The 11,331-nt window shown below is 63.8% G+C and carries 9 protein-coding genes; 4 read left to right on the forward strand and 5 right to left on the reverse strand.

Features of this window, described 5'->3' with window-relative positions:
* The 3 genes from F6S12_RS26595 to acnA form a co-directional block, all read right to left on the reverse strand.
* A partial coding sequence (locus F6S12_RS26595) for a PAS domain-containing protein (protein ID WP_315869490.1) occupies positions 1 to 636 on the reverse strand: 636 nt, incomplete at its 3' end.
* 217 nt (positions 637 to 853) lie between these two features.
* Positions 854 to 1,645, reverse strand: a complete 792-nt coding sequence (locus F6S12_RS26600; RefSeq protein ID WP_315869491.1) for a CPBP family intramembrane glutamic endopeptidase — start codon at positions 1,643 to 1,645, stop codon at positions 854 to 856.
* 176 nt (positions 1,646 to 1,821) lie between these two features.
* A complete protein-coding gene (gene acnA / locus F6S12_RS26605; protein WP_315869492.1) occupies positions 1,822 to 4,563 on the reverse strand; it encodes an aconitate hydratase AcnA in 2,742 nt (913 codons plus the stop codon).
* Between the two features lie 208 nt (positions 4,564 to 4,771).
* Between acnA and rlmM the strand changes: the two genes are divergently transcribed.
* On the forward strand, positions 4,772 to 5,845 hold the full coding sequence (rlmM, locus tag F6S12_RS26610) for a 23S rRNA (cytidine(2498)-2'-O)-methyltransferase RlmM (RefSeq protein ID WP_015634804.1): 1,074 nt from the start codon (positions 4,772 to 4,774) through the stop codon (positions 5,843 to 5,845).
* A 192-nt stretch (positions 5,846 to 6,037) separates the two neighbouring features.
* Complete coding sequence (gene tusA / locus F6S12_RS26615) at positions 6,038 to 6,289, forward strand: sulfurtransferase TusA (protein WP_011060251.1); 252 nt, start codon at positions 6,038 to 6,040, stop codon at positions 6,287 to 6,289.
* On the opposite strand, the gene F6S12_RS26620 is transcribed toward tusA, so the two are convergent.
* Positions 6,286 to 7,695, reverse strand: a complete 1,410-nt coding sequence (locus tag F6S12_RS26620) for an MATE family efflux transporter (RefSeq protein WP_019093726.1) — start codon at positions 7,693 to 7,695, stop codon at positions 6,286 to 6,288. The genes tusA and F6S12_RS26620 overlap by 4 nt on opposite strands.
* 190 nt (positions 7,696 to 7,885) lie before the next feature.
* Here F6S12_RS26620 and pdxB point away from each other — a divergent pair, with 190 nt between their 5' ends.
* The gene (gene pdxB, locus F6S12_RS26625; protein WP_315869493.1) at positions 7,886 to 9,028 is read left to right on the forward strand and encodes a 4-phosphoerythronate dehydrogenase PdxB; all 1,143 of its coding nucleotides are present in this window, start codon (positions 7,886 to 7,888) and stop codon (positions 9,026 to 9,028) included.
* A 57-nt stretch (positions 9,029 to 9,085) separates the two neighbouring features.
* On the opposite strand, the gene F6S12_RS26630 is transcribed toward pdxB, so the two are convergent.
* Complete coding sequence (locus F6S12_RS26630) at positions 9,086 to 9,265, reverse strand: PA1571 family protein (RefSeq protein ID WP_011060254.1); 180 nt, start codon at positions 9,263 to 9,265, stop codon at positions 9,086 to 9,088.
* Positions 9,266 to 9,524: 259 nt separating this feature from the next.
* On the opposite strand from F6S12_RS26630, the gene F6S12_RS26635 reads away from it, so the two are divergent.
* Positions 9,525 to 11,288, forward strand: a complete 1,764-nt coding sequence (locus F6S12_RS26635; protein ID WP_162470467.1) for an ABC transporter transmembrane domain-containing protein — start codon at positions 9,525 to 9,527, stop codon at positions 11,286 to 11,288.
* Positions 11,289 to 11,331 lie beyond the last annotated feature (43 nt).

Raw genomic sequence — 11,331 nt, forward strand, 5'->3', positions numbered from 1 at the left:
CGGGTCGGAGGTGGTCTGCTCGGCCAGGCGCAGCAGGCGCTTGAGGCCGCGCTGCTGCCAGCTCAGGCCCAGAAGGCCCAGGGGCACCGAGAGCGCGGCGGCCAGGGCGAAGCCCCAGTGGGAGTTGAGCCAGGCACCGATCATGAAGCTCAGCTGGCTGACCAGGATGAACGGCAGCCAGTCCTGCAGCACAGGCAGCCACTTGTCACGCTTGGGAATGGCCGACTTGCCAGAGTTGATGCGCTGGTAGAGGGCTTCGGCGCGGCGCACCTGTTCGGCGGTGGGCTTGACCCGGACCGACTCGTAACCTACCACCTGGCTGCCTTCGAAAACCGGTGTCACATAGGCGTTGACCCAGTAGTGGTCGCCGGTCTTGCAGCGGTTCTTGACGATACCCATCCATGGCAAGCCTTGTTTCAAGGTGCCCCACATGTGCGCGAACACCGCCGCCGGCACATCAGGGTGACGGACCAGGTTGTGCGGTGCGCGAACCAGTTCTTCACGGGAGAACCCACTGATCTCGACAAAGGCGTCGTTGCAGTAGGTGATCACGCCTTTGGCGTCGGTGGTGGAAATCAACCGTTGTTGAGCCGGGAAGGTACGTTCGCGCTGAGTGACAGGCTGGTTATTACGCATGGTTTTTCAATCCGCAAGGCTTTGATAGGTTGTCGGCCGCTTCAACCGATTATTGAAATTATTTTTCAATAATCGGCTCTGGGTCTCATTGGCAGAATGTGTCGCTTGCAAAAAGCGCCGACAGGTTTCAGCCGGCGTTGGCGAGGGGCTAATCATTGACGTTCTTCCTTGGCAGTCAATAGTCCTGAAGTACTGGTTTGGCTAAATAACCAGCCGTTTATCCGGCCAGCATCGGGTAGGTGAACAGGCCGAAATGCAACAGGTTGAGACCGAAGTGAGTGGCTATCGCCGCCCCCAGGCCGCCAAAACGATAGGCCAGACCGTAGCCGACGCCGGCGATGCCTGCCAGTAGGGTCCATTGCCACCCCGCGCCCAGGTGCACCAGGCCGAACAGCAGCGCCGCGCACAACAGGGCCAGGTTCTCGCCGTAGGGCAGGGCCTTGAAGCGCCGGCTCAGGCCGCCCTGGATATAGCCGCGGAACAGCGCCTCTTCCACCAGGGTCACCAGCAGCAGGTTGTTCAGCACCCAGAGCCACGCCTGCTCCGGCCATTTCGGCGCCCAAGTGATCATGCCCATTAGCAGCGCGCCGCCCAGTGCGGCTACCGCACACAGAGTCAGGGCCGCGGCGGTGGCATACAGCGACAGGCGCAGTGAGCGCCGCCCGACTATCCACGGGCATACCAGCAGCAGCCAGAAGCCGATCAGCGGCTTGTCCTGGTTCAGGTACAGGGAGAAGGGCACGGCATCGTCGGTGAAGCGTTGCGGGTCGATGGCCCGGCCATTGTAGAACCCGGGCAGCCAGTGCATGGCCAGGGCCAGGGCGAGCACCACGAACAGGCCGTGGCCCAGGTACTGGCCGACGCGGCTGCGTTGCTGGCGCACGGCAAAGCCGGCAGCCAACAGCAGCAAGATCGACAGGGTGGCCAGCAGGCCCAGTTGCCCGTAGCTCAGGGCCAGTGCGTAGCCAATGGAAAGAAGTGCCAGGTACATCCATGGCAGAGCAGTCATGGGGAATCCTTGTTGCTTAAGAATGGGTATTGCAGAGACGTAGTACTGCGCCGGATCTGTAGTCGCCATTGCGACCGGTGAGTCAGATTTGGCGGGGGCGCAGTATAACCACCTCATCCTGGCACGGCAGCCCAATGCAAAACACCGCCCGAAGGCGGTGTTTTTTTCAGGCAGCGTCAGGAGGCAATCAGTTGCCGCAGAACGTAGTGCAGGATCCCGCCGGACTTGAAGTATTCCACTTCATTCAAGGTGTCGATGCGGCACAGCACCTCGATCTTCTCCTGGCTGCCATCCTCACGGGTGATCACCAGGGTCAGGTTCATCCGCGGCGTCAGTTCCGTACCGCTGAGGCCGAGAATGTCCAGGGTTTCCTTGCCGGTCAGCTTCAGGCTCTTGCGGTTCTGGTCCAGCTTGAACTGCAAGGGCAGGACGCCCATGCCCACCAGGTTGGAGCGGTGGATACGTTCGAAGCTTTCGGCGATCACTGCCTTGACTCCCAGCAGGTTGGTGCCTTTGGCCGCCCAGTCGCGGCTCGAACCGGTGCCGTATTCCTGGCCGGCGATCACCACCAGCGGCGTGCCGTCGGCCTGGTAGCGCATGGCTGCGTCATAGATCGCCAACTTCTCGCCGGTGGGAATGTACAAGGTGTTGCCACCTTCCTCGCCGCCGAGCATTTCGTTGCGAATGCGGATGTTGGCGAAGGTACCGCGCATCATCACTTCGTGGTTGCCGCGCCGTGAGCCGTAGGAGTTGAAGTCCCGCGGTTCCACGCCCTTGTCCCGCAGGTAGCGGCCAGCCGGGCTGTCGGCCTTGATGTTGCCGGCCGGGGAGATGTGGTCGGTGGTCACCGAGTCCCCCAGCAGGGCCAGTACCCGGGCGCCGCTGACATCGGTGATCTGCGGTAGCGGGCCGGCGATGTCATCGAAGAACGGCGGGTGCTGGATATAGGTGGAGTCGTCCTGCCACACATAGGTGGCGGCCTGCGGCACTTCGATGGCTTGCCACTGTGCATCCCCGGCGAACACTTCGGCGTACTCCTTGTGGAACATCCGAGTGTTGACCTGGGCCACGGCGTCGGCGATCTCCTTGCTGCTGGGCCAGATGTCCCGCAGGTACACCGGCTGGCCGTCCTTGCCCTGGCCCAGAGGCTCGCTGCTGATGTCGATGCGCACCGTGCCCGCCAGGGCATAGGCCACGACCAGGGGCGGCGAGGCCAGCCAGTTGGTTTTCACCAGTGGATGCACCCGGCCCTCGAAGTTGCGGTTGCCCGACAGCACCGAGGCCACGCTGAGGTCGGCCTGCTGGATGGCTTTCTCGATCGGCTCCTGCAGCGGGCCGGAGTTGCCGATGCAGGTGGTGCAGCCGTAGCCCACCAGATCGAAGCCCAGTTGGTCCAGGTAGGGCGTCAGGCCGGCAGCCTTGTAGTAGTCGGTCACCACCTTGGAACCTGGAGCCAGCGAGCTCTTGACCCAGGGTTTGCGTTGCAGGCCTTTTTCCACGGCCTTCTTCGCCACCAGGCCGGCGGCCATCATGACGCTGGGGTTGGAGGTGTTGGTGCAGGAGGTGATGGCCGCGATCACCACGGCACCGTTTTTCAGGCGATAGGTCTGGCCGTCGTACTGGTAGTCGGCTTCGCCCACCAGGTCCGCGTTGCCCACCGCCACACCACCGCCACCTTCGCTTTCCAGGCGGCCTTCTTCCTTGCTGGTGGGTTTGAACTGCAGGTCGAGGAAGTCAGTGAAAGCCTGGGCAACGTTGGGCAGTGCAACCCGGTCCTGCGGCCGTTTGGGGCCGGCGAGGCTGGCCTCCACGGTGCCCATGTCCAGCGACAGGCTGTCGGTGAATACCGGCTCCTTGCCCGGCAGGCGCCACAGGCCCTGGGCCTTGCTGTAGGCCTCCACCAGTTTCACCAGTTCGTCGGGGCGCCCGGACAGTCGCAGGTAGTCCAGGGTGATGTCATCCACCGGGAAGAAGCCGCAGGTGGCGCCGTATTCCGGTGCCATGTTGGCGATGGTGGCACGGTCCGCCAGGGGCAGGTCGGCCAGGCCGTCACCGTAGAACTCGACGAATTTGCCGACCACGCCTTTCTTGCGCAGCATCTGGGTCACCGTCAGCACCAGGTCGGTGGCGGTGATGCCTTCCTTGAGCTTGCCGGTGAGCTTGAAGCCGATGACTTCGGGAATCAGCATCGACACCGGCTGGCCGAGCATCGCCGCCTCGGCTTCGATCCCGCCCACGCCCCAGCCCAGTACGCCAAGGCCATTGATCATGGTGGTGTGGGAGTCGGTGCCCACCAGGGTGTCGGGGAAGGCGTAGGTGCGGCCGTCCTCGTCCTTGGTCCAGACCGTGCGCCCCAGGTATTCCAGGTTGACCTGATGGCAGATGCCGGTGCCCGGCGGTACCACGCTGAAGTTGTCGAAGGCGCTCTGGCCCCAGCGCAGGAAGGCGTAGCGCTCGCCGTTACGTTGCATCTCGATATCGACGTTCTGCTCGAAGGCGCTGCTGCTGGCGAACTTGTCCACCATCACCGAGTGGTCGATCACCAGGTCCACCGGTGACAGCGGGTTGATCCGCTGCGGATCGCCACCGGCCTTGGCCATGGCGGCGCGCATCGCGGCCAGGTCGACCACCGCCGGCACCCCGGTGAAGTCCTGCATCAGCACCCGTGCGGGGCGGTACTGGATCTCGCGGTCGGAGCGGCGCTCCTTGAGCCAGGCCGCGATGGCCTTGAGGTCGGCGCCGGTGACGGTCTTGTCGTCCTCCCAGCGCAACAGGTTTTCCAGCAGGACTTTCAGCGACATGGGCAGGGTGTCGATATCGCCCAGGCTCCTGGCGGCGTCCGGCAGGCTGAAATAGTGATAAGTCTTGTCGTCGACTTTCAGGGTCTTAAGGGTTTTCAGGCTATCGAGGGATGGCATTGAATGACTCCTTGTGGCCCGCACGGCTACGGGCCTGTGATACGGACAGAGAGTTAACCTAGCTCTGTTTGGGGCTTATAGCTAATCACTGGACTGCTGGGCTCAGTCCAAGGTTCCGAACTCGGTTATCATGCGCCGGTTTTCGTGACAGGCTTTGCTACAGGGCAGGTTTGCGCATCGATTCATCGCCATTTGCCCAGGAGATTCAATGAACACCCTGTTTATCCATTGCCGGCCCGGCTTCGAGGGCGAAGTCTGCTCCGAGATCGCCGACCACGCGGCCCGGCTGAATGTCGCCGGTTATGCCAAGGCCAAGCCCAGCACCGCCTGCGCCGAGTTCATCTGCACCGAGGACGACGGGGCCCAGCGTCTGATGCAGGGCCTGCGCTTCCCGGAGCTGATCTTTCCCCGGCAGTGGGCCCGGGGCGGCTTCATCGACCTGCCGGAAACCGACCGCATCAGCGTGATCCTTGCCTACCTGGCCAACTTCCCGCAGTGCGGCAGCCTGTGGCTGGAAGTGGTGGACACCAACGATGGCAAGGAGCTGTCCAACTTCTGCAAGAAGTTCGAAGCTCCCCTGCGCAAGGCCCTGACCGCTGCCGGCAAGCTGGTGGACGACGCGACCAAGCCGCGCTTGTTGCTGACCTTCAAGAGCGGTCGGGAAGTCTTCGTCGGCCTGGCTGATGCCGGCAACTCGGCCATGTGGCCCATGGGCATTCCACGGCTGAAATTCCCCCGGGAAGCGCCGAGCCGCTCGACCCTGAAGCTGGAAGAGGCCTGGCACCATTTCATTCCTCGGGACCAGTGGGACGAGCGCCTGCATGGCGACATGACCGGCGTCGACCTGGGGGCTGCCCCGGGCGGCTGGACCTGGCAACTGGTCAACCGCGGCATGCTGGTGACCGCCGTGGACAACGGCCCCATGGCTGAAAGCCTGATGGACACTGGCCTGGTGCAGCACCTGATGGCGGACGGCTTTACCTACAAGCCCAGGCAGCCGGTGGACTGGATGGTCTGCGACATCGTCGAGAAACCGGCGCGCAACGCCGCGCTGCTGGAGACCTGGATCGGCGAGGGGCACTGCCGCGAGGCGGTGGTCAACCTCAAGCTGCCGATGAAGCAGCGCTATGCCGAAGTGAAGCGCTTGCTGGAGCGCATCGAAGAAGGCTTCAAGGCCCGGGGCATTCGCGTGGCCATTGGCTGCAAGCAGCTGTACCACGACCGCGAGGAAGTCACCTGCCACCTGCGGCGCCTGGATCTGAAAAAGCCCAAATCGGCGTAGTACCCGCAACACCGCCCGCTTCCTGGTCGGAGCCGGCTTGCCGGCGAAAAAGGCCCCGCACTGGTGCAAGGCGTGAGGATGCCTTCGCTGGCAAGCCAGCTCCTACGGCAGGATCGGGGCCGTGGAACGACAGCAACAGATGAACCGATGGCGGTATTGCGCGACAATGCCGGCCAGTTTCAGGAGTGATTCATGAGTCAGATTATCGATACGCCGGTTGACGGCACCCTCGACGCCACGGGCCTCAACTGCCCGGAGCCGGTGATGATGCTGCACCAGCACATCCGCGACCTGCCGCCGGGCGGGCTGTTGAAGGTGATTGCCACCGACCCCTCCACCCGCCGCGACATTCCCAAGTTCTGCGTGTTTCTCGACCATGAACTGGTAGCGCAGCAGGAAGAGGCAGGTACCTACCTCTACTGGATCCGCAAGAAGCTCGATTAACCCGCCGAGCGGCTGATGCGGATCTGCTTGCGCGCGCTGCGTGTTAGGCGGATCGACAGCATCAGCGCCGCGCAGCTCAAGCCCACGATCAGGCCTTCCCACAGGCCGCTCGGGCCCCGCGCCGGGCCGAACCAGTCGGTCAGGCCCAGGGCGTAGCCCACCGGCAAGCCAATCCCCCAGTAGGCGAACAGGGTCAGGATCATGGTCACCCGAGTGTCCTGGTAGCCGCGCAGTGCGCCGGCCGCCGTGACCTGGATGCCATCGGAAAACTGGAACAGCGCCGCATACACAATCAGCATCGAAGCGACCTGAATCACCATCGGGTCGGTGGTGTAGATGGTGGCGATGGGCTCACGCAGGAAGAACATCAGGCTCGCCGAAAGGCAGGCGTAGGCCAGTGACGTGGCCATGCCGACGCCGGCGCTGAAGCGTGCATTGCGGGGTTGCTGGCGGCCCAGGGCCTGGCCGACCCGCACGGTCACCGCCATGGCCAGGGAGTAGGGAATCATGAACATCAGGGCGCTGACGTTGAGGGCGATCTGGTGCCCGGCCACCACCGTGGCCCCCAGGCTGCCGATCAGCAGGGCGATCACCGCGAAAATGCTCGATTCGGCGAACACTGCAATGCCGATGGGCAGGCCGATGCTCAGCAAGCGCCCGATCATCGCCCCTTGCGGCCAGTCGAAGCGGCTGAACAACTGGATCTTGCGGTAGGCCGGTGCCCAGAAAATCCAGCCGGCCATGCCCAGCATCATGGCCCACATCACGATGGCCGTGGCCCAGCCGCAACCGACGCCGCCCATGGCCGGTACACCGAAATGGCCATAGATGAAGATGTAGTTGATGGGGATGTTCAGGGCCAGGCCTCCCAGGCCGATGACCATGCTCGGCACCGTGCGGCCCAGGCCATCGCTGAGGCAGCGCAGCACGTAGTACAGCGCTACCGCCGGCAAGCCACTGGCGATGCCGTGCAGGTAGCCCATGCAGGGCTTGATCAGTTCCGGATCGACATTCATCAGGTGCAGCACCGGCTCGGCACTGATCAGTATCAGCAGGGCCGAGATCCCGGCCACCACGGCGAGCCACAGTGCCTGGCGCACCAGCGGGCCGATCTCGTGCAGGTTGCCGGCGCCGAAGCGCTGCGCCACCTTGGGCGTGGTGGCCAGCAGGGTGCCGGTCATCAGCAGGAACACCGGAATCCAGATCGAGTTGCCCAGGGCGACGGCTGCCAGATCTCGCGGGCCGACCCGGCCGGCCATCACGGCATCGACAAAGCCCATGGCGGTGGTGGCCACCTGGGCAATCATGATGGGCAGGGCCAGTACCAGCAGGTCATGCAGTTCACGGCCGACCCGGGCAGGGCGGCTGGTGGCGGTGGCGGCAGGGGAGTCAGTCACGGAATTCACGGGGCGTAGCGTCCATAGGTGGTGTTGCGCAGGACGCGACAGTCTACGCGTTGACATCTCAGTCAGGAAAACATCCCGTGTTGTGGATTTGTAAGCGCCGGGAGTGGTGAAAATGCCGGTTCGCGCGCATGCCGCGCTAGCCCGGCCTGGCATCTGCGCCTACACTGCGGCTCCGCCAGAGGAGCCTGCCATGTTGATTGTTGCCGACGAAAATATCCCCCTGATCGAAGAGTTCTTTGCCGGTTTCGGCGAGATCCGGCGTTTCCCCGGGCGCGCCATCGACCGGGCGACCGTGGAGCAGGCAGATGTGTTGCTGGTGCGCTCGGTGACCCAGGTCGACCGCCAGTTGCTGGAAGGCAGCCCGGTGCGGTTTGTCGGCACCTGCACCATCGGCACCGATCACCTGGACCTGGAGTATTTCCAGCAGGCCGGGATCACCTGGTCCAGCGCCCCGGGCTGCAACGCCCGGGGCGTGGTGGACTATGTGCTGGGCAGCCTGCTGACCCTGGCCGAGATCGAAGGCGTGGACCTGGCGCAGCGTTGCTATGGCGTGGTCGGTGCCGGTGAAGTGGGCGGGCGCCTGATCGAGGTGCTGCGTGGCCTGGGCTGGAATGTGCTGGTCTGCGATCCGCAGCGGCAGGCGGCGGAAGGCGGCGACTATGTCAGCCTGGAGCAGTTGCTCGAGCGTTGCGATGTCATCAGCCTGCACACACCCCTGACCAAGAGCGGGCAAGACTCCACCTGGCACCTGCTGGATCGCCAGCGGCTGAACCGGCTCAGGCACGGCACCTGGCTGATCAACGCGGCCCGTGGCCCGGTGGTGGATAACCGGGCCCTGGCTGAGGTGCTGCGCCAGCGCGAGGATTTGCAGGCGGTGCTGGATGTCTGGGAGGAGGAGCCGACGGTGGATGCTTCCCTTGCGGACCTCTGTGTGCTGGCGACGCCGCATATCGCCGGTTACAGCCTGGACGGCAAGCAACGGGGCACGGCGCAGATCTACCAGGCCTACTGCCGTTTCCTCGGGCAGGCCGAGCAGGTCAGCCTGTCGGCCTTGCTGCCGGCGCCCTGGGTGCCTCAGGTCAGCCTGAATGCCAATGCGGACCCGGCCTGGGCCCTGGCGATGATCTGCCGTGCCGTGTATGACCCGCGTCGTGACGATGCGGATTTTCGCCGTAGCCTGTCGGACGATGTAGCTCAGCAGCGCAGAGCCTTCGATGGTCTGCGCAAGCATTATCCGGAGCGCCGCGAGATCGACGGTCTGGAAGTGCGCATCCAGGGCGAGTCCGCGGCCTTGAGCCAGATCGTCCGTGCCTTGGGTGCCAGGGAGGCCTGAAACCGCGCATAAAAAACCCGGCCGCAAGGCCGGGTCAAGAGGACGTGAGGCTGTGTGTCAATCTTGCCGAGCAGGCTTGACCAGTCGCTTTTCCAGTTCGCGGCAGGCGTTCTGGATCATGTCTTCAGTAATGGGTACTTCGCGACCCTGGGCGTCGATGATGGCACACCCCAGAGACTGGTTCGGCTGGGTACGGATCACTTGAATCTTGTCATTGCTGCTGTGTTGCAAGGACATGGCCTGTCTCCTCATCAGGTTGTGTGCTTACTCTAGAATGGCCGGGTGACCAAGCTGTTACAGACCGCCGCGAGGGCTGGCCCGGCGACTTCACTCCAACAGAAATGCCCGGGGAGTGCCAGCCACGGATTAGACCGATAATCTCTAGGCTCTAGTGTCAGCGGTCATAATCAACCTGACTCATTGTGATTTACCAAAGTTCCTGCGAATTCATCTCGTTGCCGTTGCTGCAACGAACGGCTCGCCGGTGCGTCAATGGATGAACAGTATGCTTTCTTCTCGTCACCGCCGGGCGCTGCATCTGGCCAGCCGCTTTGTCGCTCCCTACCGTTGGCAGGCGCTGGGCGCCTTGCTGGCACTGATAGTTACCGCCGGCATTACCCTGTCCATGGGGCAGGGCATTCGCCTGTTGGTGGACCAGGGCTTCATGACTCAATCGCCCCATCTGTTGAACCAGTCCATCGGCCTGTTCCTGCTGCTGGTGCTGGCGCTGGCGGTGGGCACCTTCGTGCGCTTTTACCTGGTGTCGTGGATTGGCGAGCGTTGCGTGGCGGATATCCGGCGCCAGGTGTTCAATCACCTGATCTACCTGCATCCCGGGTTCTACGAAAACAACCGCAGCTCGGAAATCCAGTCGCGCTTGACCGCGGACACCACCTTGCTGCAATCGGTGATCGGGTCTTCGCTGTCGCTGTTTTTGCGCAATGCGCTGATGGTGCTGGGGGGGATCGTGCTGCTGTTTGTCACCAACCCCAAGCTCACCAGCATTGTGGTCATCGCCTTGCCGCTGGTACTGGCGCCAATCCTGATCTTCGGTCGGCGGGTGCGCAGCCTGTCGCGCCTGAGCCAGGACCGGATTGCCGATGTCGGCAGCTATGTCTCGGAAACCCTCGGCCAGATCAAGACGGTCCAGGCCTACAACCACCAACCCCAGGATGAACGGCGGTTTGCCGTGACCGTGGAGCAGGCGTTCGACACGGCGCGCAAGCGGATTGTCCAGCGTGCCTGGCTGATCACCCTGGTGATCGTCCTGGTGCTGGGGGCGGTGGGGGTGATGCTCTGGGTCGGTGGCATGGACGTGATTGCCGGGCGCATCTCCGGCGGCGAGCTGGCGGCATTCGTCTTCTACAGCCTGATTGTCGGCAGTGCCTTCGGCACCCTGAGCGAAGTGATCGGCGAGTTGCAGCGCGCGGCCGGCGCGGCGGAGCGGATTGCCGAATTGTTGCGGGCGGACAATATCATCCAGCCGCCCGCCGACGGGCTGGTAAGCCTGCCTGCGCGGGTGCGGGGTGATCTGGAGCTGGACGGTCTGCGGTTTTCCTATCCGTCGCGGCCCGACCGCTTCGCGATCGATGGTTTGAGCCTGAGCATCCGGGCCGGAGAGACTCTGGCGTTGGTGGGGCCTTCCGGGGCCGGTAAATCCACCCTTTATGATCTGTTGCTGCGCTTCTACGACCCGCAGCAGGGAAGGATCCTGCTGGATGGCGTGGCCCTGACCCAGCTCGACCCGCTGGACCTGCGTCGCTGCTTCGCCCTGGTTTCGCAAAGCCCGGCGCTGTTCTACGGCAGCATCGAGGAGAACATTCGCTACGGCAATCCCGAGGCGACCCTGGCCCAGGTCCAGGAAGCGGCGAAGATCGCCTATGCCCATGAGTTCATCGAACAGATGCCCGAGGGTTACCAGACCCACCTGGGGGATGCCGGGCTTGGCCTTTCGGGCGGCCAGCGCCAGCGCCTGGCGATAGCTAGGGCCTTGCTGGTGGACGCGCCGATCCTGCTACTGGACGAAGCCACCAGCGCCCTGGACGCGCAAAGCGAGCACCTGATCCAGCAGGCCTTGCCCAGCCTGATGAAGAACCGCACCACCCTGGTGATCGCCCATCGCCTGGCCACGGTGAAGAATGCCGACCGGATCGCGGTCATGGACCAGGGCAGGCTGGTCGCGGTGGGTACCCATCAGCAACTGATTGCCAGCAACCCCTTGTATGCGCGCCTGGCGGCCCTGCAATTCAGCGATGGCTGAGCCCACGCATCCCTGAGCCCTGTAGTCGCTGCCGAGCCTGCGA

The organism is Pseudomonas sp. JV245A (assembly GCF_032424515.1).
Taxonomy (GTDB): Bacteria; Pseudomonadota; Gammaproteobacteria; order Pseudomonadales; family Pseudomonadaceae; genus Aquipseudomonas; species Aquipseudomonas protegens.